Source organism: Psychrobacter pacificensis, from assembly GCF_018336615.1.
Lineage (GTDB): Bacteria > Pseudomonadota > Gammaproteobacteria > Pseudomonadales > Moraxellaceae > Psychrobacter > Psychrobacter pacificensis.
In genome coordinates, this window is the sequence record NZ_CP048752.1 from 1,551,640 (window position 1) to 1,575,039 (window position 23,400).

18 protein-coding genes are annotated in these 23,400 nt (G+C 44.5%); 12 read left to right on the top strand and 6 right to left on the bottom strand.

What is annotated here, in order from left to right; translation table 11 throughout:
* The first annotated feature begins 234 nt into the window (after positions 1-234).
* From GYK50_RS06620 to GYK50_RS06630, 3 genes are all read left to right on the top strand, one after another.
* Positions 235-1,479 (top strand): DUF819 family protein, encoded by a 1,245-nt coding sequence (locus GYK50_RS06620; RefSeq protein ID WP_212563545.1) that lies wholly within the window; start codon positions 235-237, stop codon positions 1,477-1,479.
* Positions 1,480-1,715: 236 nt separating this feature from the next.
* Complete coding sequence (gene uvrA / locus GYK50_RS06625; RefSeq protein ID WP_071001569.1) at positions 1,716-4,283, top strand: excinuclease ABC subunit UvrA; 2,568 nt, start codon at positions 1,716-1,718, stop codon at positions 4,281-4,283.
* A 378-nt stretch (positions 4,284-4,661) separates the two neighbouring features.
* On the top strand, positions 4,662-5,417 hold the full coding sequence (locus GYK50_RS06630) for a M90 family metallopeptidase (protein WP_071001568.1): 756 nt from the start codon (positions 4,662-4,664) through the stop codon (positions 5,415-5,417).
* A 130-nt stretch (positions 5,418-5,547) separates the two neighbouring features.
* On the opposite strand, the gene GYK50_RS06635 is transcribed toward GYK50_RS06630, so the two are convergent.
* Positions 5,548-6,216, bottom strand: a complete 669-nt coding sequence (locus tag GYK50_RS06635) for a hypothetical protein (protein WP_071001567.1) — start codon at positions 6,214-6,216, stop codon at positions 5,548-5,550.
* Between the two features lie 210 nt (positions 6,217-6,426).
* On the opposite strand from GYK50_RS06635, the gene GYK50_RS06640 reads away from it, so the two are divergent.
* A complete protein-coding gene (locus GYK50_RS06640; protein WP_071001566.1) occupies positions 6,427-6,912 on the top strand; it encodes a hypothetical protein in 486 nt (161 codons plus the stop codon).
* Positions 6,913-7,308: 396 nt separating this feature from the next.
* On the opposite strand, the gene GYK50_RS06645 is transcribed toward GYK50_RS06640, so the two are convergent.
* Together GYK50_RS06645 and GYK50_RS06650 are read right to left on the bottom strand one after the other, a co-directional pair.
* Positions 7,309-8,313 (bottom strand): virulence RhuM family protein/type II toxin-antitoxin system death-on-curing family toxin, encoded by a 1,005-nt coding sequence (locus tag GYK50_RS06645; protein WP_071001565.1) that lies wholly within the window; start codon positions 8,311-8,313, stop codon positions 7,309-7,311.
* A gap of 98 nt (positions 8,314-8,411) precedes the next feature.
* On the bottom strand, positions 8,412-8,585 hold the full coding sequence (locus tag GYK50_RS06650; RefSeq protein WP_156770951.1) for a hypothetical protein: 174 nt from the start codon (positions 8,583-8,585) through the stop codon (positions 8,412-8,414).
* Between the two features lie 237 nt (positions 8,586-8,822).
* On the opposite strand from GYK50_RS06650, the gene GYK50_RS06655 reads away from it, so the two are divergent.
* Positions 8,823-9,020, top strand: coding sequence for an HPP family protein (locus GYK50_RS06655; RefSeq protein WP_227517172.1), 198 nt, complete (start codon positions 8,823-8,825; stop codon positions 9,018-9,020).
* Between the two features lie 95 nt (positions 9,021-9,115).
* Here GYK50_RS06655 and GYK50_RS06660 read toward each other — a convergent pair whose 3' ends face one another.
* Positions 9,116-10,516, bottom strand: a complete 1,401-nt coding sequence (locus GYK50_RS06660) for an aminotransferase-like domain-containing protein (RefSeq protein ID WP_071001564.1) — start codon at positions 10,514-10,516, stop codon at positions 9,116-9,118.
* 162 nt (positions 10,517-10,678) lie between these two features.
* Between GYK50_RS06660 and GYK50_RS06665 the strand changes: the two genes are divergently transcribed.
* Positions 10,679-11,635 carry an EamA family transporter gene (locus GYK50_RS06665; protein WP_071001563.1) on the top strand — a complete coding sequence of 319 codons (957 nt, stop codon included), beginning with the start codon at positions 10,679-10,681 and terminating at the stop codon, positions 11,633-11,635.
* Here the strand turns inward: GYK50_RS06665 and GYK50_RS06670 are convergent.
* Positions 11,632-11,925, bottom strand: coding sequence for a DarT1-associated NADAR antitoxin family protein (locus tag GYK50_RS06670; RefSeq protein ID WP_227517171.1), 294 nt, complete (start codon positions 11,923-11,925; stop codon positions 11,632-11,634). The two genes, GYK50_RS06665 and GYK50_RS06670, sit on opposite strands and share 4 nt — an antisense overlap.
* A 691-nt stretch (positions 11,926-12,616) precedes the next feature.
* Here GYK50_RS06670 and GYK50_RS06675 point away from each other — a divergent pair.
* Positions 12,617-13,891 (top strand): tyrosine-type recombinase/integrase, encoded by a 1,275-nt coding sequence (locus tag GYK50_RS06675; protein ID WP_093070922.1) that lies wholly within the window; start codon positions 12,617-12,619, stop codon positions 13,889-13,891.
* A gap of 233 nt (positions 13,892-14,124) precedes the next feature.
* Positions 14,125-16,911 carry a phosphoenolpyruvate carboxylase gene (ppc, locus tag GYK50_RS06680; RefSeq protein WP_212563546.1) on the top strand — a complete coding sequence of 929 codons (2,787 nt, stop codon included), beginning with the start codon at positions 14,125-14,127 and terminating at the stop codon, positions 16,909-16,911.
* A gap of 184 nt (positions 16,912-17,095) precedes the next feature.
* Here ppc and GYK50_RS06685 read toward each other — a convergent pair whose 3' ends face one another.
* Positions 17,096-18,058, bottom strand: a complete 963-nt coding sequence (locus GYK50_RS06685) for a hypothetical protein (protein WP_212563547.1) — start codon at positions 18,056-18,058, stop codon at positions 17,096-17,098.
* A gap of 246 nt (positions 18,059-18,304) precedes the next feature.
* Between GYK50_RS06685 and GYK50_RS06690 the strand changes: the two genes are divergently transcribed.
* The 4 genes from GYK50_RS06690 to prpC all read left to right on the top strand — a co-directional run bounded on the left by GYK50_RS06690 (position 18,305) and on the right by prpC (position 23,363).
* On the top strand, positions 18,305-19,318 hold the full coding sequence (locus GYK50_RS06690; protein ID WP_212563548.1) for a LysR family transcriptional regulator: 1,014 nt from the start codon (positions 18,305-18,307) through the stop codon (positions 19,316-19,318).
* A 316-nt stretch (positions 19,319-19,634) separates the two neighbouring features.
* Positions 19,635-20,921, top strand: a complete 1,287-nt coding sequence (locus GYK50_RS06695; protein WP_414706379.1) for an NRAMP family divalent metal transporter — start codon at positions 19,635-19,637, stop codon at positions 20,919-20,921.
* Between the two features lie 359 nt (positions 20,922-21,280).
* On the top strand, positions 21,281-22,174 hold the full coding sequence (gene prpB, locus GYK50_RS06700) for a methylisocitrate lyase (protein WP_071001557.1): 894 nt from the start codon (positions 21,281-21,283) through the stop codon (positions 22,172-22,174).
* 61 nt (positions 22,175-22,235) lie between these two features.
* On the top strand, positions 22,236-23,363 hold the full coding sequence (gene prpC / locus GYK50_RS06705; RefSeq protein ID WP_071001556.1) for a bifunctional 2-methylcitrate synthase/citrate synthase: 1,128 nt from the start codon (positions 22,236-22,238) through the stop codon (positions 23,361-23,363).
* Positions 23,364-23,400 lie beyond the last annotated feature (37 nt).

Here is a 23,400-nt window from a genome sequence, read left to right on the forward strand (position 1 = left end):
ATTACTAATTCATTAATCGTCTAAAGTAGTAAAAAGCCAGATACTTGTTATCTGGCTTTTTTGTGTGTGACCCATTGTTCGCTGATGGTATAGTTAAGCTTTTACAGGCTTGACTAACTATGATTCGTTTAGAACTCAGCAGTTATTAAGATCATTGACATGGCTGCTTGCACGAGTTTTTTAGCTTGTCTATACTGATTCACTTTTGCCAGTTGTTTGCCTCGGAGCGCCTTGATGCCTACTACCTCCACTTTAGCAATTGATAGCCTGCCATTAGCTTTCGGTATCATTATGGCAATCATTGGCCTAGTATTCTATACCCAAGGTTTGCCGGGTAAATTCTGGCGACGGTTTTATGCGGTATTGCCCGGTATTGTGCTGTGCTGCTTTATACCTGCTACTTTGAATAGCTTAGGGGTGTTCGCCGATGGGGTGGGTTCACAGATTTATGGATTTACCGCGACGTATCTGCTGCCAGCCAGTTTGCTATTGATGACCTTGTCCATGGATGTTCCCAAAATACTAGGATTGGGTTGGAAAGCGATTGCCATGTTCTTTGCCGCCAGTATCGCTATTGTTATTAGCGGTCCCATTAGTTTAGGAATCGCTAAGTGGGTATCGCCTGAAATGTTCCTCGATGATACATTATGGCGTGGATTTTCAGCCGTGGCAGGCAGTTGGATCGGCGGTGCAGCTAACCAAGCGGCAATGAAAGAGCTGTTTGGGGTCAGTGATGATCTATTTGGCATGATGATCTTGGTGGATGCCACTAATGCCTCATTGTGGTTACTCGCAATCTTGGTGATGGCAAAACACAGCGAAAAGATCGATCGATTTTTGCGAGCGGATACCAGTAGTATTGATAAAGTTATCAAAGCCGTCGAAAGCTATGAGCGCGATCATGCCCGCCCAGCCACCATCAATGATTTGATGGTGATGTTCGGCTTGTGCTTTGCCATGGTAGGAGTGGCGCACTTTGTTGGTGGACAAATTGCTGACTTTTTTGCCCCATATAAATGGGCGGTGCAATATAGTTTTGCCAGTTCATTCTTTTGGATGGTGGTCATTATCACTCTGTTAGGCGTCATTTTTTCTTTTACTAAGATTCGCAGACTCGACCATGTGGGCGCCTCCAAAATGGGTACCGTATTTATCTTCGTGCTGATTGCCGCGATTGGTATGCAGATTAATTTAGCGGGTATTGTCTCGCAGTGGCGGCTATTGCTTATCGGCTTTTTATGGATGAGTATTCACGTCGTGCTTATCTTTGGGGTTGCCAGACTTATCCGTGCGTCGTTTTTCTTTTTGGCGGTAGGTTCTAATGCCAATACAGGCGGTGCGTCCTCTGCGCCGATTGTCGCGACGGCTTTTCATCCATCGCTTGCGCCTGTTGGGGTATTTTTGGGTATTATGGGCTATGCGGTGGGTACGTTTGGCGGGTATATCAGTACCCAATTGATGCGCTTGGTAGTGGGTTAGTATTTAGGTTATCCATATTCTGATAGCATTTTTTTTCCTCAAAAAACCTGCAATGATTGCGGGTTTTTTTATTATAAGGTGCCTAATGACTTAAGTTGTCGTTTTGTCTATCTATGCTATTGATACGTAAGCATTGCCACACCCCTGCATGAGTACGTGTTAACCTTCCTGCTACTCAGATGAATAATAATAAATACGTTAGCAATAGATAGTGTCTCAATAGGAAAAATAGCGTCATGGCCAATCCAAAACAATTAGAAGCAACAGAAAATAAGACAAGTATCGTCAAGAACGCTCTATACAACCCTAATCAAGAAAATATTCAGGTCAGAGGTGCGCGTGTTCATAATTTAAAGAACGTCGATGTGGATTTACCGCGCAATGCCTTAGTGGTCTTTACGGGTATATCTGGATCGGGAAAATCATCACTGGCATTTGGTACGCTATTTGCCGAGTCACAGCGCCGCTATCTTGATTCAGTATCGCCTTATGCCAGAAGGCTCATCGATCAGGTTGATGAACCCGATGTCGATACTATAGAAGGGTTACCGCCAGCAGTTGCCTTACAGCAGCAGCGGGGTACGCCGTCAGTACGCTCGTCCGTCGGTAGTGTAACAACCATATCTAATGGTCTTCGTATGTTGTATTCACGAGCCGGAGAGTATCCCGCCGGCCAAGAGATGCTGTATGCCGATGCGTTCTCGCCCAATACGCCAGATGGTGCCTGTCCCACGTGTTCAGGTATCGGCCGTGTGTTTGAGGTCACCGAGGATCTGCTGGTACCAGATAATACCAAAAGCATTCGCGAGCGAGCCATTGCCGCATGGCCACCAGCGTGGCAAGGTCAAAACCTGAGCCGTATATTGACCACGCTCGGCTATGATATTGATAAACCTTGGCACACCTTACCAAAGAAGACCCGCGACTGGATCTTGTTTACCGATGAGACACCAACAGTGCCTGTTTATCCTGAGTATGATATAGAACAGACACGGGAGGCCATTGAGAAAGGGGAAAAGCCAAACTATATGGGTACGTTTACCAGTGCCAAAAACTTTGTTTTGCATTCTTTTGCCACCACTCAAAGCCCGCGCACCAAGAAACGCGTGTCGCAATTTATGCAGATATCCGAGTGTCCAGAATGTCACGGCAAAAAACTTAAGAAAGAATCACTGTCGGTTAAATTTGCAGGACTCGATATCGGTGAGCTGTCACAGCTTACATTGACGGACATGGCCCAAAAACTTGAGAAAACAGCGCATACCAAGATAGCTGATGATACACCAAACCGCGAAAAAGCCATCGTTGCCCAGCGTATTGCCAGTGATATTCTCTCTCGTATTGAGGCACTAACAAGGCTTGGGCTCGGTTATCTGTCACTTGAGCGTACCACACCAACACTATCGCCTGGTGAGCTACAGCGATTGCGATTAGCGACCCAGATTCGCTCGCAACTGTTTGGCGTGGTTTATGTCCTTGATGAGCCATCAGCAGGTCTGCACCCTGCTGACACGCAGGCGCTACTTGGGGCGCTAGATGAGTTGATCGCATCTGGTAACTCGGTGTTTGTGGTTGAGCACGACGTGAGTGTGATTGGGCATGCTGATTGGGTGGTCGATGTCGGGCCACAGGCTGGCACGCATGGCGGCGAGATTGTCTATAGTGGGCCTGTAGAAGGGCTACGTGAGGTTGCGCAGTCGCATACGGGTCAATATCTCTTTGCTAACGACACGGCGAATCATCAGTCAAAATCTGACACAAGGCAACCGACAGCGTGGCTGAAACTCGCAAATATCGAGCGCAATAATATAATCGGCTTGGATGTTGAGTTTCCGCTTGGGGTGATGACTAGTGTCACGGGTGTCTCAGGGTCAGGTAAGTCGAGTCTTATCAGCCAAGCATTGGTAGAGCTTATCAGTGAAGTATTGGGGCAAAAGACGGTTACTGAAGCGCCTGTAGGTGAGGCAGATTTGCTTGAGCAAGAGCTTGAGACAGTCACTGGTGGTGAAATCGTCGCTGGCATGGAGCAAGTCCGTCGTCTTATTAATATCAATCAAAAGGCGATTGGGCGGACACCGCGCTCAAACCTAGCAACCTATACAGGATTGTTCGATGATGTGCGTAAGCTGTTTGCCGCAACTAAGCAAGCAAAAGCACATGGCTATGACGCTGGACGTTTCTCGTTTAACACCAAAAAAGGCCGCTGTCCAAATTGTGAAGGTTTGGGTTTTGTCAGTGTGGAGCTGCTATTTTTACCAAGTGTCTATGCACCTTGCCAGGTCTGTCACGGGCAACGCTATGATGAAGAAACACTTACCATCACGTATCGAGATAAAAACATTGCTGAAGTATTAAATTTAACCGTTGAAGCGGCTCATGAGTTCTTTGTTGATGAAGCGCCTATCTTGCGCGCATTGGATGCGTTGCTGCAAGTGGGGCTTGGCTACTTACGTTTGGGGCAGCCCGCCACTGAGTTGTCAGGGGGTGAAGCACAGCGTATTAAGCTTGCCACTGAACTACAACGCACGCAACGAGGCGATACGCTCTATATCTTAGATGAGCCAACCACAGGTTTACATCCTGCTGATGTATCCATGCTGATGACGCAATTAAACGGTTTGGTCGATGCGGGGAACACCGTCATCATGGTTGAGCATGATATGCAAGTGGCCAGCAATAGCGACTGGGTGATTGATATGGGGCCAGGGGCAGGTGATGAGGGCGGGTTAATTGTCGCTCAAGGTACGCCAGAAGACGTGGCCCAATCAGAAGACAGTCGCACCGCACCGTTTTTATTGGTGTGATTTTATTGATGTGACGACCAGTTTTCAAATTGGGTCTAAGAGTGAAGGGTATCCCCAATAATTATCAGGGCATTTGGGCAATTCAACTAACGTGCGACGCAACGCATCTGACCATTGATGACGGATGGTATTAAAGTACTCATCACCCTCATCAATACGGCGACCTTTGGGTAAGATTAAACTGTCATTACAGTTAGGCTTACAATATCAATTTTAAAACATAATGTATGGATGACAGTCTGCGCCGCTCAGTAATGTATTTATGAGCGGCGTTTTTATACATTTTAATATAGTAATTATCATGGCGTGCTACTGGTTATCGCTATAATATACGTAGAACGGCTGGCCTATATACTAAGAAGAATAGGGATAAAGTGTATGTTTGACATCATAAAAGACTGGCGTGAGCAGCGTATATTGGACAACAGCAAGTTCACGCATGAAGACTGGGCGCGGGCGGCTGAGTGTATCATGATATTGGATAGGTTGACTGAAGACGAGCTAAGCCGCTTGTTTGACTTGGCGACTTTGTTTTTGGATGATAAGTCGATTGTGGGTGCACAAGGTTTTGAGATTACTAATGCGGTCAGACAATCCATTGCACTACAGGCGTGCTTGCCTATCTTAAACCTCAGCCTTGAGTGGTATAGCGGTTGGTCATCTATTATTATTTATCAAGGTTCGTACAAAAGTGAGAGTACAACGGTAGATGAATTTGGTATCGTCCATGAGGGCAGTCAGCACCGTAGTGGGGAAGCATGGCAGCGAGGTCCTGTCATTCTCTCATGGAAGGATGCCAAGCACTCAGGTGAGCGTGACGGACACAATGTGGTGATTCACGAGTTTGTGCATAAGCTTGATATGATGAATGGCCGCGCTAATGGCTTTCCACCGATGCAGCCTGACATGGATCCTGCACGTTGGACACAAATCATGTCGCGAGATTTCGAAGACTTTCAAACGCATCGTAAGTCAGGTTTAGATCGTTATGGTGCGACCAATCCTGCCGAGTTTTTTGCGGTATTGAGCGAAGTATTTTTTGAGACGCCGCAAAAGCTAGTGGATGCTTATCCTGACATTTACGATATTATGGTGAAGTTTTTTAAGCAAAGTCCACTTCAGCCAAAAGCATAAAGTAAAATATATATCAAAAATTAAATATAATTCAATATGATAAAGAGACAAAAAGGGCAGTGCTTCATATATGACGCATTGCCCTTGTTTAATATAATTTATCTGACCATAAAGATGCTTACGCTGTTATTTAAACCGTCCACTGATCGTTAACGACAGCGACGAGATAACGCTTACCCTGATACTCATCAAACACCAAGCGCAACACCCGCCAGTCTAAACCGCTGTATTCATCACTACCTTTATAGTAAAACTCAACGACATCAGAGTTTTGATATATTTTATTTAGGTTATTGATGCTATTGCCACTTTTTTGAAACTCATTGACGCTAAGGGTAGCGTCATTAAAGGTTTTGGCCTTTACCCAAGTGTCTAGGTACTCTGGTAGCGGTATGATTAATGGCTCACCAGAGCCGTCACGTTCACCCCAAGTAAAGCGGATTTTGGACTGCTGCAAATACTGTGCATATTGCGCGCGGCTAAAAACCTTGTCTGACTCAGGGCGCACGTAGGCATACATCGAAAAACGGACGCCACGTGTGGGATGAATATCATCAGTAATTCTAGCAAAATCCTTATTGGCGAGTGCCCGCTGTATACGCAACGCTTGCTGCTTTAGGGTTTGTTGACTGATATCAGTACTTATAGCCGTTGCTGAGGTGCTGGTAGGTTGAGCGACAATCGCTTCGCTGGACTCAGAAGCGGACTGGCAGCCAGTCGCGGTCAAAGCAAGCAATAAAAGGCTACTAGAGGCCAATGCCGCAGATTTCTCCTTGAAAAAGGTAGGTAGTATTATCATAAAAGCATCCTTACCACAGTTATTAGTGAAATAAACGTCACGATAAGCCACTAAAAGTTGTCATCACAATAGATAAAAGAGCATAAAAGCGCTATGTAATCGGAATTTTGATGAGTGAACCTGAATGATACGATAATACAGCAGAGTCGTTATATGGCTATGATGTAATAGACCGTAACACTTATAAGATAAAAGCTCGTAGAGAACGACATGCCAACATACAAATCGCTGATATTACTATCAACCATAGCACTGACAACTGTCGGTACTGCCACAGCAGATGTGACAAAAGCATTTCAGAAACAAGCTGCTGTGGCTGATATGAAAATCACGACCATCACAAAAATGTACCAACAAGATATCGATGACCAAGGTATGAGTAATCCTATAGTGCTACAGCAATATGCCAATGCTGATTTACAAGCAGCCATGCAGCTAGAACAAGATTACTTTGATAAAAATCAAACGTCCTGCAATGTTGATTATGATGTGCTGTGGGATTCTCAAGACCCTGATTATACTCAAGACAAGAAGTTTTCGATGACTGATAAAGGATTGGTTAAAGTCAGCTTGGCGCAAGGTAGCAATATTTATTATGATTTGACATGCAATGATAAAGATTGCCAAATCGCAGATGTTAGCTTAAATGAAGATGGTGGAACTTTGAGTAAGCATTTGCTTGAAACTTGTCGTTAGTAGAAAACTGAATTGATATTAAAAATGTCAGCGCCAAGCTATTTTAAATTTAAAAATACGCAGTTAAATATAGAAACGATATGACGCAGATTGATATTTACTCTTATACTGAAACCGCCGGTATGTTTTCGCATAATGTATATTATGTTAAATAAGACATCTCGAGTAATTTATTTATGGAACCCATGATACTATCACAGCATAAATAAACTCTTATTTGATTAAGTTGTTAGCTATTAGAATTTAAAGATATTCTATCTAGCACTGCTCAATAGAATACTTTCTTGCTCCACATAAACAATCACCGTATAGAAAGACAGACACTATCCTTAATATCTGTCTTTCTATACGATGATACGAATCACAAAATAAAGCCAATCATAGTTATAATCGTTATCAGTTTTCTAACGACAGCATATTCATAATTAGCTTGATCAAAGTTTCTTTTTGACTGGGGTCAGACTCAGCAACCAATAAGGTTAACGCGGCAAGTCCAGTATCATTAATCACTGTATCGCCTTTACTGTCAAGTAGGCGCTGATTGCGATGCAAAAAGTCGATAAATAAAAATGCGCCGCTACGCTTATTACCATCAGTAAAGACGTGATTTTTGACCATAAAATAGAGTAAATGCGCCGCCTTGCTCTCAATTGTCGGATAAGCTGGCTCACCAAACACCGTTTGCTCTAATGTCGCCAAGATACTGTCCAAGCCATCGCCGCGCGGTTTGGCAAACAATACTGTCGCCTCACCTCGTGCTATCAGCTGCGCCTTTAGATGCGTGAGCGCTGCCATGGCCTCAACTGTACTGGGCAGAATACCGCCTGCCTGTCCTACTGGCGCATTGAGCAAGCCTTCGTCATAACGCTGTAACCACAAAAACGTCTGTGTGTAGCGGCTGATAATCTCAATGAGTCCGCGCCCTTCATCGGTGTGTAGCTCGGGGCTTTGGGCAGTTTTTTTGATGAGGGCTAGGGCTTGCTGTAGCTCGGCGGCGTTTTTGTCAAAGCGTTGTTCATTGATGGCATAGCCTTGTAGTAAGTACTCACGCAAACGCTGAGTCGCCCATATCCGAAACTGCGTGCCTTTTTTGGAATTGACCCGATAACCCACCGAGATAATGGCATCTAGATTATAAAAACGAATCTTACGGCGTACTTGGCGCGACCCTTCTTGGCGAACTACCGAGGATTCCTCGGTAGTTGCTGTTTGATCTAATTCGCCTTCTTTGTAAATGTTTTTTAGATGTAGTCCTATGGTATCTGAATCTTTGTCAAACAAGGTTGCCATTTGCGCTTGCGACAGCCACAGCGTCTCCTGCTCTAGGCGAATCTCAATCTGCGTTTGCCCATCATCGGTGGTGTATATTTCAAACTGATTGTCAGTGTTGGTGATGTCCAATTATGCCTCCTTTACCATGGCGACAGCATCTGTTCTAATACCGATACTACCAGCCAATACCTAAGACAAGCTATTTTATTAATTCTATAAAAAGCTCATTATTCAGTGGCAGTGGTTTTTTGATCGGTTTGCGCTGTCACAATAAGGCCTTCACCCCATACAAATAAAGTATCGGCTTTCTGCTGAGGGTGATGAGCGCCTACTCGCTCAAACTGAGCAAATAACCATTGTCTAACCTCCCTTTTGTGTTGATTGGCGATTTGATGCGGCATAGACTCAGCAGCTTAATATTCGGCGCACGCATTGATAAACATACATCCGTGAAAACCCTCTGATGAGCTCCAGTCGGTCAAAAATCCCAAACAGCTCCTAGCAACGTCTTCTGCTGGTTTGACATCCCATTTCTCACAATAACCTTTTAATTGCATCATAAACATCTGGTGATGATAGTGGCTTGGTGGCACACTTGCTACTGCATCCTTGCAGTGGTACGCAATAGTTTAGCACTGATGATGTTTCTAGGATCATTCGGTGCCAGCTATTTACTTATCTTTGCCTATTCTGCCAGCCCCTTTGCATGGCCAAGAAATGTCATCGGTGGACATGTTATCGCAACCTTTACAGGGCTTGTATTTATGACACTATTTGGTATTCAATGGTGGAGTATGGCAATGGCGGTCGGTACGGCCATTGCCATAACAACCTAGGTAAGAATAGCCAGTATCCAACCTATTGGTGGTAAATATTCACTGTAAGTAAAGACATCGTAGGCTGAACAGACATAGCAGGCAGGCTGGTATTGTCAATGATTCAAATAATCGCCCAGCCAAGCCAAAAATGCATCACTGCTCGTCGATACGTTCAGGCGCAGATAGGTTGAGGCACTGGCATCTGGATGAAATAAATGCCCCGGTGCCACTAGCCAGCCATCGCTATAGGCATCTAGTGCCAGCTGGCTGGTGTCTTGATGCGTATCCACCCACACAAAGAGGCCTGCCTGCGTATGCTCAGGATAGACAAGTCCGATCTTAGGCAATGCTATGCGCATCCGCTCATGCGCACGATATAACTGCTGCTGGACTTTTTTGATTTGCCTGCGGTATTCACCATGCGTCCATAAGTGGTGAATCACGCGCTCACCAAACTCTGGCGTACTCATATTACTCAAGGTTTTGATACGCAGCACATCATCAATGAAATGATCGGGACAGACCAGTAAGCCAACGCGCCAGCCTGATGACATCGACTTTGAAAATCCTGTCGCATAAAACACGCGCTCGAACTGGTCAAGACTAGCATAACGCAGGACTTGACCACTCGGCAAAAACGCGGCGTATAAGTCATCCTCAAAAATATACGCGTCGTATTGATGAATAAGATTAAGCACTTGATGCGCCCGCGCAGGATGCAGATTATAAGAGGTGGGATTGTGTAGCACGCTGTTGGTCAAATACAGCTTTGGATGATACGTTTCAAACAGCTGTTGCATCTGCTCAATATCGGGGCCTTGGTGATCGCGCTCGACCGCGACAACATTGAGTCCCTGCTGTTGTAGACAGCTCGATAACCAAAACCAGCCCGGCCCATCGACCATCACCGTATCACCGACCTCAGTCAATAGTTGGGCAATCATAGTAATGGCGTGTGATATGCCTGCGGTGGTCATGACATTGTCTGTATAGGTCTGCATACCTAGCACATTCAGCTGCTGCACCAGTTGCTGACGCAGCGGCAAATAGCCTTGCACCGCGCTATAGTCATAGATGAAGCCGTCTGCTTGCTGGGTGACCTGCCGTATCGCCCACTCCATCTTGTCATTACGTATCCAGTCTCTAGGTAGCGTGCCCACGCCTGGGGATCGGTGATGCGGAATATCGCTCGACACTTGCTGTACCAGCCAGCGAGTATCTATGACTGGCTGCTTGGGGGCAACTTTTTTGTCACGGTTGGGCGGTACTAGTCTTGTCTGCTCATTCACATAATAGCCTGAGCTTGGCTTGGCGACCAAGACATTGGTTGCCACCAGTTGCTCATAAGCTTGCACAACGGTGAAGCTCGATATACCCATGAGTTTGGATAGTTTTCGCACCGATGGCACACGCTGGTTGGGCAAGTAAATTTGCCAATCAATGCGCTGCTTTAGCCATTCAGCGACGGCAGCAGTCTTTGTTAAGTTAGGATTGAGCTTGTAGTTTTCGACCATGATAAAAGTACTTATCGTTGATAATAAAAATCTAAAAAATTGTCACGCTAAGAGCGACTATACACTTTGTTCATCATAAGTGAAACTGTATCGGGTTTGTTGTGGTCATATAAACTATAGTTGAGACATTCCATATGGATCGTCATTATTTAGGATGACACTATGAACCCGATATACACTGCACTGGCTGTACTGGTTACCTTTATTTGGGGTGTGAACTTCACCTTTATTGCATGGGGATTAGAGAGCTTCCCGCCACTAATGCTCACTGCCCTACGCTTTTTCTTTACCGCAGTGCCCTTGGTGTTTTTTCTTAAACCGCCTACCTTTAACCGTACCTTACTCATCTATGCTATCGGTACCTTTGTCATGCAATATGCCTTTGTATTTACGGCCATGCATCTAGGTGCGTCACCGGGTTTGACGGCGTTGTTGCTACAAATGCAAATTTTTATCACTGTGTTGTTGGCGTACTTTATCTTGGGTGAAGCAGTCAGTCGCATGCAAGTCATCGGTATGATGGTTGGGGTATTGGGCCTTGGTGTGATTGCGCTCAATCTCGGCGGAGATATGCCTGTGGCTGGATTTGTCTGCATTTTGATTGCCGCAGTGGGCTGGAGCTTTGGCAACATTGCATCCAAGCAAGCCTCAGCACAAGCGACCTTAAAAGCGGCACAACAAAAAACAGCAACAGCACCTACCACCGTTAAAAACAAAACCTCTGCTTTGTCTGCTCTTGCACTGGTCGCATGGGGCGCTCTGATCGCTTGCGTGTTTTTGACGTTATCTTCGCTTATATTTGAGACCGATGCATGGCAGCTGGCAACCTTTACCGAAGCGTCGATGAAGTCGTGGCTGTCGCTTGGGTTTATCGTGTATATCTCAACCCTAGTCGGCTTCGGACTCTGGGCACATCTACTCAGTCAAAATACTGCCTCCAAGGTTATGCCATTTGCTCTATTAGTGCCGGTATTCGGTATGACAACGTCCGTAGTGCTTACGGGCGAAGTTGTAACGTGGTGGAAAATGCTGGCAATGATATTGATATTGTCGGGGTTATTACTAGCAAATGTGAAATTTGGGATAAGGAAAAAACCTGCTCATAAGTACGGAGTCTAATAGTTCACTCTTAGATAAATGGATAAACGATAGTTAGTGATCTTTAAACTAAACGGACTCAGCGGAAAGCTCAGCTTATTGCCAGATTTACTGGATAACTCCAAAACATGCTTAAAACCGTATTTTTTACGAATGACTTGATGCATATCATTGGTAGATTTTTTCTTTTGTCTGGTCGCAAATCCCACATGGCGTTCAAATCTGACCATGTCTGTTTTTACTAGATTGTCGCTGTTGACTCTCGGCATAAAGACAGGCTTATGCTCTACCCCATTTTGTCTGTGTGCCATAGGGTGATTTTTTTTGCTCCATAATAGGCTGCCTTATATCCATCGTCTTTTATAAATTTTCAGTTATCTTTTCGGTCATCGCTACTTGGTTTATAGATGCTAAATCCAAACGCCGCGCGCACAACGAGAACGAGGCAGTTTATCTTATTATGCATCATTTATCTGCCCTATTTTAAATTTACCAATAGACTTGCTGAGTTTTGTTTTTATGAATACTTAGAAAATTGGCTTTTAGTCGTTTTACGTGCCTGCACTGATATTAGACCTTAAAACAGTACCTTCCAGATTTGCACAGAATAGTACTATGACCCTGATTTTTATATTCTGTGCGTGTACGCGACCGTGTTTTTTTTAATAAATCCGCGCTATCGTTTACCAAATGGACGATTCGCCTTATAAATCCCTCCAAGTATGTGCTGAAATGATGAGCAAAAAAACGGTGCTCAACCCAATAAGCGTATGATCTACTCCTTATTTCCCCAATATGCTACAATTATCCCCAAGTGAGCCTTGGGGATAATTAGCACATAAATCCTTTTGTATAAAAGGCCTGTAATATTATCATAATAAATATCGGTGTCCATATCAGTGTCCAAATACTCTTTGGCTTTTTACAGGAGGGTATTTTCATAAGTTATCGAATTTGCATAAACTATCACGCATTTACCTCATAAAAATTACGGATAAGAACATGGCTGTCGACAACATAAATGATATCAATAAACTTGAATGTCGAGATAAGGATTACTCGGTCAGTGTCTCAGGTATCGCGGGTCTAAGTCTACGTGTCTATCCAAACGGTAAAAAAGAATACTACCTGCGCTACTCTCATCCACATGTCGATGGTAAGCGACCTAGAATGATGCTCGGCAAGGTTGAGGACATCAGTCTATATGAGGTCAAGTACAAAGCAGAGACCATACTTAATACGGTCGCAAACGGCTCTGACCCTAAAGCCATACAGCAAAAAGAGCAAGTGAATAAGTATGCTCACCTAAAGAACGCCACGTTCGCTGACATTGCGCAAGCATGGCGAGATCACAAAACATCCAGTCGTCAGCAAAGCAAATCAAAAAAACCTGCGTTTAGTGAGTCGACACTCAAATTTTGGGATTTGTGCTTGGGATACATGTGCCGTGATATTGGCGATCTGAGAATGAATGATATCACCAGTGAGATGATATTAAGTGTGTGTGAAGCAATCCAACATAACGACAATCAAGCGACCTTCGTTGGCGCCAGTACGCGGCTGTATACGGAAAAAGTATTTTCATTCGCTGTCGCACGAGGATTATGCGATAAAAATGTAGCGATTGACACCCGTGGCGAGTTGGCACCTGCCAATTCAGGCAATCACTTGCCAGCTATTACCAAGCCCGATCAGTTTGCGACGCTTTTATATGAAATGTCCAATTTTAAAGGGGCAAGCAAGCTTACATTAGAAGCCATGAATTTATTGCCTTATGTGTTTGTCCGTAGTATTGATTTACGCTCTATGCGCTGGCAGGATATCGACTGGGATAATGATACATGGGCATTCTTCCCGACCAAAGGCGAAGGTCGCGACGACATGGTGTCGCACTTAGTCGTGCCATTAGCGACGCAAGTGATTGCGCGATTACGAAACATTCAATCTATCACAGGACATAAAGAGTATGTCTTTGCCTCAATGCGCGGTTCAAGCAATGCTTATATCAGCAAAGCCACACTGGTACAGATATTTCACCGGCTTGGATACAAAGACGTGCAATGCGCGCATGGCTTTCGGGCCTCGGCCAAAACCTTGCTTATGGAACAGCCAGAGTTACGCTACTCAGACATCGTCACAGAATTACAGCTGGGTCACAGGATAAAAGACACGCACGGCGGGGCTTACAACAGACTTGATGAAATCGATACTAGGGTAAAGATGATGCAAGATTGGGCGGATTATATAGATAAGCTGCGAGATTACGCTAAGACGTAAGCCAAGTGAACTCGAGCTAAGAATTGTTTGAAAAATAGACGGGGCGTTAAATACACTATAATATGACGAACATCAATTGATAAAAAATTGCTTTGAGCGTCAGACATAACTACCCATTCATGTTAAATTGTAAAAAACGGTAAGGATGTCTGTAGAGATAAAAAATCTATGATAGCCCTAATATTATACTCGTTAACACTGTACTCACTCATTTAATAAGAAGGTTGTTAAGGATGACTTTAGATAATAACGTACTACGTAAACGCACCAGCTTATTGGGTTCATTGCTAGGCGATGCCATTTCTCGCCAATCTGGAGAGCAGACAATAGAGACCATTGAGACCCTGCGTAAAGGTTTCATTCAACAGCGTCGTGAGCCAAATGAGGCACATAAACAGCAGCTTATCGACTTTATTGCGTCTCTGGACAATCAAACTTTAAAGGACGTCATACGTGGATTTTCTATCTATTTTTTCCTAGCCAATCTCAGCGAAGAAAACTACTTGCGTGAGCAGCGTCATAAGCTGCGTATGCAATCGGAGCAAAGCTGGGAAGGGTCATTTCGTCGTACCTTACTTGAATGTCGTGAACGCAATATCGAGCCCGCTCAAATGCAGGAGCTGATTGATCAGCTAAAATTTACACCTGTATTTACGGCGCATCCCACCGAAGCGCGCCGTCGTACCACAATGAATATCTTACAAAGTCTATTCACGCACAGCGATGCTTTAAACAATGTGTCTGAAAACAGTTTCGCCTACGAGCAAGCCAAAGAGCAAACCGCTCAAACGATTGACTTATTATGGTCATCAGATGAAGTGCGCACCCGCAAGCCATTGGTCTATGACGAGATTAACAACGGCCTGCATTACTTTAATGCCAGCTTATTTAATGCCATTCCCAAAGTATATCGTAATATCAAAAAAGCCATTGTTGATATCTATCCAGAGCTGACCGACTATCCACTGCCTGCCTTTATGAGCTTTGGCTCGTGGATTGGCGGTGATAGAGATGGCAATCCTTTTGTGACGTTTGAGACCACAGAGCTTGCCGTGTTGATGCATGCTGATACCGTACTGCGTCACTATCAAGTACTACTCAAAAAACTGCGCCGACAGCTCATTCATAGTGACACTATTGTCACCGTGTCTCCCGACGTATATGCCAAGATCAAAAGTTATGATGAGCTCGATCAGCGTGTATTTGATTACAACCTCGATGATTACGGCAACGAGCCATACCGCCGTCTGCTTTCTTTAATACTCACTAAGGTCAATGCCACTAATCGCCGCATTCAAAGTAAAGGGACTGATATTGAGGCTGAAAAAGACGCCTATGCCAATCCAGAAGAGCTGCTAGAGGACTTACGTATTATCCGCCAAAGTGTCGCTACTCACGACAAGGCGCATGCAGATGGATTATTGCTCGATGTGGTTCGCCTGGTAAAAACTTGCGGCTTTCATTTGGCGGCGCTCGATATCCGTCAAGAGTCGTCTTATCATGGTGAAGTGATTGCAGATATCTTTGCGAGTGCCTCCAACCTGCCTGATTATCAAACGCTAAGCGAAACCGAACGTCAAGAGTGGCTCACACGCTTGTTAGAAAAACCGGGTACGCCGCTCATCTATACCGATAACTTAACAGACAAAACGCGTGAGCAATTGGCATTGATGAATTCGGTCGCCACCTTACGCAAATTGGTGGGACAGGCGACTTTTGGCAGCTATGTTATCTCAATGACGAACAATGCCAGCCAGCTACTAGAAGTATTGCTGTTAATGCGATTTGCCGGCTTATGTACGATTGATGCTGAGGGTCAATTGTCTGCTGACCTACCTGTCGCACCGTTGTTCGAAACCATCGAAGATCTTAAAAACATCGATAAAATCTTGCCTGCTGTGTTAGACAATCCACTATATCGCGGATTGCTACAGAATACAGATAATACGCAAGAGATCATGCTAGGTTACTCGGACTCATCAAAAGATGGCGGTATTATCACCTCGGCTTGGCAGCTGTATAGTGCGCAGCAAACCATTAATAGTATTGCTGAGCAATATGGTATAAAAACACGATTATTCCACGGACGCGGCGGTTCGGTAAGTCGCGGCGGTGGCTCAACGCACAAAGCCATTGCGGCACAGCCGGCTGGCACGTTACATGGTCAGATTAAAGTGACCGAACAAGGCGAAGTGCTTTATGCCAAATATGCCAATACGGATACTGCCGTGTTTGAGCTAACCATGGCAATCACGGGTACACTCAAAGCCTGCTCGACAAGATTTGTCGTACAACCGACTGAGTTGCCAGAGTATGAAGCCTTGTTTGCACGGTTAGCAGAAGCAGGCGAGCAGCGTTATCGAGAGCTGACCGATCATACGGAAGGGTTTTATAAATTCTACTCACAAGTGACCCCAGTACAAGAAATCTCTTTACTGAACATTGGCTCACGCCCTGCCCATCGCAAAAAAGGCTTGCCAAGTAAAACCACATTGCGAGCGATCCCTTGGGTATTTGGCTGGTCTTTAGCACGCTTTACCCTACCTGCTTGGTATGGCGTTGGTAGTGCTCTGCACAGTGTCAGAGACAACGAGATTTTGATGAAAGAGATGAATGCGCGCTGGCCATTTTTTAGTGTCTTTATCAGTAATATTGAGATGGCTTTTACCAAATCTGAGATGAATATTGCACAAGCATATAGCCAGTTGTGTGATGACGAGGCGCTACGCGAACAGATCATGAGTGAGGTGCTCGATGAGCATGAGCTGACTTCTTCCGGTCTGAATTCTTTGCTAGATCAAGAAACGCTTTTATCTGGTCAGCGAAACCTTGCGGCATCTCTGCAGTGGCGAGACGCTTATCTAGACCCGATTAACTATATACAGATTGAGCTGTTGAAGCGTGCTAGACAACAAAATGAAGATACGACAGATAACCATAAAGATGGCGATCTCAATGTAGAAGACCCATTAATCCGTAGTATTAACGCACTGGCAGCGGGTTTACGTAATACGGGGTAAGAGACGATACGACTGACCAACCAACGAGAATATTCTGATAGATTGCTACTGTCATAGTTATTTCAGTGTGCTTGCCAGCACGATGGTGATAAAAAAATGTACCGTCGCCCATTATTTTTCCGTGGCACGGTACAAGGTACTATATGCCTCTGCTTTAATTAAAATGCGCCTAAACCTAACTATTCTAATCATTAGTCTCACGATACAACGTGGTTTGTGACTCTTGCCTAAAGTCTTCATAGGTAATGGCAGCCTCACTCTCTGGAGCTGGAGAGGGTTCTATAGGCTCAACTTCAGCTGCGGGCACGTTTTGTTCGCTATTGTCTGCATTAATCGATTGTGCTGACACTAACGGCTCCTCGACCGTATTGGCGTCATTAGGTAATGGATCGTCATCGCTATTCACTACAGGTTCGGCGCCGACCACTGACGTGCTAGTGGTAGCCGCAGGCGCTGTCCCATTTAAGCCACTATCATTGCTAACAGTAGTATCAGAAATAGAAATCGATAAAAATCCTGTAAAAATAAGGGTAAGTACGACAATAGCAATAAGTAGTGAACCAAAAATCATACCAATAATGAGAGGTTTTTTACTACTGACCACTTTTTTTTGTGGTTTTATAGCATCCCTATGATCTGGTTCCAATGGGTTGGATTTAGTATCTAAAGGGTCATCGATCGTTGTGTTAGATAAAGGCGTCGCTTGATCGAGAACGACAGAAGATGGCTTTTTTTCTTCATTATTCTTACTTAAATCACTATTTAAGTTATGGTCAACACCAGCATAATTATCCATTCGTGTATCTGACACCTTGTTTTGTGTCGATGCATTTTGACCTGAAAAATCAAAAGTAGCGTTTGTTGTGCCGATGTCGGCAAACTCTAATCTTGGCTCTTTATCGTTACTTTCATCTTCGAATAGTTGCAACTCTTCTACGCTTAGAGGCTCAAAAGCAGGTAACTTACTGGCCGTTTTTAAGGATGTTGAATCATCATTATCATTTTGGGTATCATTTTCTGCGCTTTGGACTCGACTGATAAAACGTTCGTAAATATTGTTTTTGACACGCTTAGGCGATTTTTTATGAACGAGTTGAGACAACTCTTCGTCAAAATCAGTACCGATGTCTTTTTTTTCGTCGTTCATAAAATAAAACCAAGCCAGTTTATGCTACTGACAGTAAATGACTGATAAAATGAAGTTGTGATTTTTATTGCTCAAATGTAACAGCATCACTAGTCCCCAATATAGTTGCTCACTCCCCTATCTTCAAGCACAATTTATTTTAGGTCGCTAATATTTGCACAGCTCGTCTTAAGTTAAGTAATGAGGTAGAAGCTTATTAAAAACGGCTTGTATAGAGACAACATATACCATAACAGGCTTAATAACATGGATTTAAAACAGCTCAATGCATTTATTGCTGTCGCGAATTTGCGCAGCTTTAGTGCAGCCGCAGAAAAGACAGGACTGTCACAGCCAAGTTTGAGCCGCCTGCTGAAACAGCTTGAGACTGATATGGATGTCGTGCTTATCGATCGTTACCACAGGCCATTACATCTGACTGAAGCGGGCGCATTTTTTTACGATAAGATAAGCACCATACTGACAGAAATCGAGACCGTCACGAGTATGACCCAGCGTTTATCAGCGCCAAGTAGTGCGCTAAACATTGGCTTTGTGCCGTCAGTATTATATGGGTTACTCCCTGAAATCATCGCCATGCTCAAGCAGTCCAATTCTGATATAGAGGTCAACCTCAAAGATATCAGCTCTTATCAGCAAATGGAGGCACTCAAATCTGGTGAGATTGATATCGGTTTTGGGCGTTTTGCCCATCAAGATCCATGGATTCAACAAATATTACTGCGTCATGAGCGCTACGTGGTGGCCTTACCAAAGTCGCATCCTCTTGCCCATGTAAAGGAGCAGCGTTTGATAGATTTGGCAAATAATCGCTTGATTTTATACCATCAAACGCATTTGCCGATTGCCACCACACTACCAACATCAGAGTCCATCAAAGCAAAGCAGGAAGCCAATACAAAAACCAGACGTGTCATCAATGAAAAATCTGCACTTAGCGAGCCGATTACGGAGCCGTTGTTACATTTGTTTGCACAATACGGTATCTCACCCTTTATGACCACCACGGTGAGTGACTTGCAAGTAGCTCTAGGCTTAGTCGCTGCGGGCGAAGGTATCACGCTTGTACCTGCCAGCTTAACCACAGTACGTACAGAACAAATCAGCTATCAGCGTTTGGTACACGAAAACGTCACCTCTCCTATTTATTTGCATACTCTCAAAGACTTTGTGCATCCAAGTATCTCTGAGTTATTGAATGCTATCTATCAGGTCTATGAAGAACGAGGCATCACCTACCGGCGTCAAAAATTTGTGTAACGCTCTTAAATGACCAGATATTGCGTGGATATTGTGTTATAAAGAAACGCCAAAAATAATCTGCCCTAATACTTGATATTATCAGATTAATATGTTAACCAAAAAGAATGGCAATACAAACAAATAGTAATAACTATCACTGTTAATAACTAGAATAATCATTCTCCTGAATCGTATTGGTGTGCTAAAGTCGATACAAGATTAATCGTTTTATAAAAAAGCACGTACAAACATGTCTAAAGCGGTTGTCTAATGATCACTGGCAAACTGACACAGGTAAGTGATGTTTTGCCGTTTTAACCATTTCGAGGTATTCATGTCCACACAACCACTCAACAACCCAAGTACCACTGACGATATCGTTACTGAGCAACAAGAAGGCTTTAGTTGGCGTATCTTTGGCCCCGGTATTTTGATGGCGACCGCTGCAATCGGTGGCTCGCATCTGATTTCATCGACGCAGGCTGGTGCTATATATGGCTGGCAGTTGGCGATTATGATTGTTTTAGCCAACGTGTTTAAATATCCATTTTTTCGCTTTGCAACCGATTATGTTTACGATACGGGCGAGAGCTTGATTGCAGGTTATGCCAAGCGCTCAAAGGTGTATCTTTGGGTGTACTTTATCCTCTCTATCTTATCAGCGGTCATCAGTACGGGTGCGGTCTCGCTAATTGCAGCGGTGATTTTAGGCTTTATGCTACCCGCCTCTCTTGAGTTATCGACGATGGTGCTGTCTATGATCATCGTAGCCGTCTCTTGGTTCTTTTTGATAGCCGGTCATTATAAATTGCTCGATGGCGTGACTAAATGGATTATGATTGCTTTGACGGCAGCTACCGTTGCCGCAGTCATGATTGCCGCTGGCAAGCCCACGGTTATGGCAGCAGATTTTATTGCTGTGTCTCCTTGGAACCTAGCGACACTCGGTTTCATCGTCGCACTCATGGGCTGGATGCCAGCGCCGCTTGAGTTTGCCGCGATTACTTCTATGTGGACCTCTGCCAAAGTCAAAACCGATCACACCACGCACAAGCAAGGCTTGCTCGACTTTAATGTCGGTTATACCGTTTCAGCGATTCTAGCCTTGTTTTTCTTGTCACTTGGTGTGTTTGTCCAGTATGGTTCAGGACAAGAGATTGAGTTGGTCGGCGGTGCTTATATCAACCAGTTAATCAATATGTATACGGCAACTATCGGTGAATGGTCACGATTGCTGGTAGCGTTCGTCGCCTTCATGTGTATGTTTGGCACCACGATTACTTGTGCCGACGGCTATGGCCGTGCCAATGCTGAGTGCTGGCGTTTGCTAAAAGGCGAAAGCGAAATCAATAAAAAGCAAATCGCTTTTTGGACGACATACGCTATCGGTGGCGGGCTGGTGATTATTACGTTCTTCACGGGACAATTGGGCGCAATGCTTAAGTTTGCCATGATATCCGCGTTTGTCTCTGCGCCTATCTTTGGTTGGCTCAACTACTCATTGGTTAAGAAACATAAAAAACTGTCCGCAGGTATGAACGCTCTGTCTATCGCAGGCTTGATATTCTTGGCAGGATTTGCCTTATTGTTCTTAGCCAATTTGGCAGGTTTATTTGCTTAAACTTAGTCTTTTTTAAGCTCATGATAAATGAAGCCCTAATAGCTCAGCTGTTAGGGCTTTTTGGTAGGAACAGGACAATTCGTAGAGCAATATGCCTATTATAATTGTAACTAAATGTAAATTATAAAGCCTCTTAATATTTGAATATTTGGGTAATATGAATACTTATCATAGCGAAGTATTGAAAAATACATAATGCTATTTGTTTTATGAATAATATTAAATTAACTACAATTAACAATTAAACATAATAAACAATAATCTACAAGCTAACCTTTGCAGACGTGGATAATTGGGTATAATCAGTGACAACAACAAGATTATTTTATATCCATACAAGCTCATGAAAGGATACTCACATGACCTCACTCTCAGCAGGTGCACGCTTTCGCAGTGCGCTTAAACAAAAAAATGATAATAACCAGCCACTACAAATTGCAGGCGCGATCAATGCCTACACCGCGATGATGGCGACCCAAGTCGGTCACCAAGCGCTGTATCTCTCTGGTGGCGGTGTGGCAAACGCGTCATTTGGTTTACCTGACTTGGGCATGACCAGCCTTGATAACGTGCTAGAAGACGCTCGCCGTATTACGGATGCAGTCGATACCCCGCTACTTGTCGATATTGATACCGGCTTTGGCGGTGCGTTCAACATTGCTCAAACCATCAAAAAAATGGAAAAGGCAGGCGTGGCAGCCGTCCATATCGAAGACCAAGTCGCGCAAAAGCGCTGTGGTCACCGTCCTAACAAAGAAATCGTTAGCATCTCAGAAATGGTTGATCGCCTAAAGGCGGCATTGGATGCGAAAACGGATTCTGATTTTGTGGTGATGGCTCGTACTGATGCGTTATCAGTCGAGGGCTTAGACGCTGCTGTTGAACGTGCCGTTGCCTTTGCCGAAGCAGGTGCAGACATGATCTTTGCAGAAGCGCTGACCGATATCGAGATGTATCGTAAATTTACCGATGTACTCGACATTCCCGTCCTCGCCAATATGACCGAGTTTGGTCAAACCGATCTGTATACCACTGACCAGCTGTACGGTGTGGGCGTCGATATGGTGCTGTACCCACTATCCGCTTTCCGCGCCATGAATAAAGCGGCATTGAATGTCTATCAGCACTTGCTCGATGACGGTACGCAAGAAAAAGTCGTCGATACCATGCAGACACGTATGGAGCTTTATGATTTCTTAAACTATCACGAGTTTGAGCAAACCTTAGATAAGCTGTTTGCGGACAATAAATAATCATAATAAGCAGTATTTTCACTTAACAATATAAAAAGCTACCCACAAAAGGAATGTAGACATGGCAGCACAGAAAGAACTTTCAGGCGCAGGACTTCGCGGACAAGTCGCTGGCAAGACAGCATTATCAACCGTTGGCAAATCGGGCTCTGGTCTGACCTATCGCGGCTATGACGTATCAGAGCTGGCGGATAAATGTATTTTTGAAGAAGTCGCGTATTTACTGCTCTATGGTAATTTACCTACGCAAAGCGAGCTTGAGAATTATCAAGCTAAGCTCAAAAGCCTGCGCGGCCTACCACAAGCATTAAAAGACGTGCTTGAACGTATTCCAAGCGATGCGCATCCAATGGATGTGCTACGTACTGGTTGCTCAATGCTGGGCAACCTTGAGAGCGAAACGGATTTCGCTCAGCAAAACGATAAAACTGATCGTATGCTTGCCGCATTCCCCTCAATCATCAACTACTGGTACCGCTTTAGCCATGATAACGTGCGTATCGAGACTGAGACGGATGATGCGACCATCGGCGGTCATTTTTTGCATCTGCTCAAAGGTGAAAAACCAAACGAGCTGCACGAAAAGGTCATGAACGTGTCGCTTATCTTGTATGCAGAGCACGAGTTCAACGCCTCGACCTTTACTGCGCGTGTCTGTGCGTCTACTTTATCTGATATCCATTCTTGTATCACTGGCGCAATCGGTTCACTACGTGGTCCATTGCATGGCGGCGCGAATGAAGCGGCGATGGATATGATTGAGGGCTTTAGCTCAGCTGATGAAGCCGAGACAGAGATGATGGCCATGCTAGCACGTAAAGACAAAATCATGGGCTTTGGTCATGCCATCTATAGCGAATCAGATCCACGTAACGTCGTCATCAAACAATGGTCTGAAAAACTGGCCGCTGATGTTGGTGACGAGGTGCTCTACCCTGTGTCTGTGCGTGTTGAAGACGTGATGTGGCGCGAGAAAAAATTGTTTGCCAATGCTGACTTTTTCCATGCATCAGCCTATCACTTTATGGGTATCCCAACCAAACTCTTCACGCCAATATTTGTCTGTTCACGCTTGACTGGCTGGGCCGCTCATGTGTTTGAGCAACGTGCCAACAACCGTATCATTCGCCCAAGTGCCGAATATACGGGTGAAGAGCTGCGTCCTGTACCAGATATGAGTGCGCGTTAAGTTGATTTCTTTTAAGTAGCTATTGTTACGTACTTAT

Coding starts and splice junctions, on each gene's coding strand:
- GYK50_RS06620 (WP_212563545.1), top strand. CDS start 235: ATGCCTACTACCTCCACTTTAGCAATTGATAGCCTGCCATTAGCTTTC.
- uvrA (WP_071001569.1), top strand. CDS start 1,716: ATGGCCAATCCAAAACAATTAGAAGCAACAGAAAATAAGACAAGTATC.
- GYK50_RS06630 (WP_071001568.1), top strand. CDS start 4,662: ATGTTTGACATCATAAAAGACTGGCGTGAGCAGCGTATATTGGACAAC.
- GYK50_RS06635 (WP_071001567.1), bottom strand. CDS start 6,216: ATGATAATACTACCTACCTTTTTCAAGGAGAAATCTGCGGCATTGGCC.
- GYK50_RS06640 (WP_071001566.1), top strand. CDS start 6,427: ATGCCAACATACAAATCGCTGATATTACTATCAACCATAGCACTGACA.
- GYK50_RS06650 (WP_156770951.1), bottom strand. CDS start 8,585: ATGCCGCATCAAATCGCCAATCAACACAAAAGGGAGGTTAGACAATGG.
- GYK50_RS06655 (WP_227517172.1), top strand. CDS start 8,823: ATGATGTTTCTAGGATCATTCGGTGCCAGCTATTTACTTATCTTTGCC.
- GYK50_RS06660 (WP_071001564.1), bottom strand. CDS start 10,516: ATGGTCGAAAACTACAAGCTCAATCCTAACTTAACAAAGACTGCTGCC.
- GYK50_RS06665 (WP_071001563.1), top strand. CDS start 10,679: ATGAACCCGATATACACTGCACTGGCTGTACTGGTTACCTTTATTTGG.
- GYK50_RS06670 (WP_227517171.1), bottom strand. CDS start 11,925: ATGGCACACAGACAAAATGGGGTAGAGCATAAGCCTGTCTTTATGCCG.
- GYK50_RS06675 (WP_093070922.1), top strand. CDS start 12,617: ATGGCTGTCGACAACATAAATGATATCAATAAACTTGAATGTCGAGAT.
- ppc (WP_212563546.1), top strand. CDS start 14,125: ATGACTTTAGATAATAACGTACTACGTAAACGCACCAGCTTATTGGGT.
- GYK50_RS06685 (WP_212563547.1), bottom strand. CDS start 18,058: ATGAACGACGAAAAAAAAGACATCGGTACTGATTTTGACGAAGAGTTG.
- GYK50_RS06690 (WP_212563548.1), top strand. CDS start 18,305: ATGGATTTAAAACAGCTCAATGCATTTATTGCTGTCGCGAATTTGCGC.
- GYK50_RS06695 (WP_414706379.1), top strand. CDS start 19,635: ATGTCCACACAACCACTCAACAACCCAAGTACCACTGACGATATCGTT.
- prpB (WP_071001557.1), top strand. CDS start 21,281: ATGACCTCACTCTCAGCAGGTGCACGCTTTCGCAGTGCGCTTAAACAA.
- prpC (WP_071001556.1), top strand. CDS start 22,236: ATGGCAGCACAGAAAGAACTTTCAGGCGCAGGACTTCGCGGACAAGTC.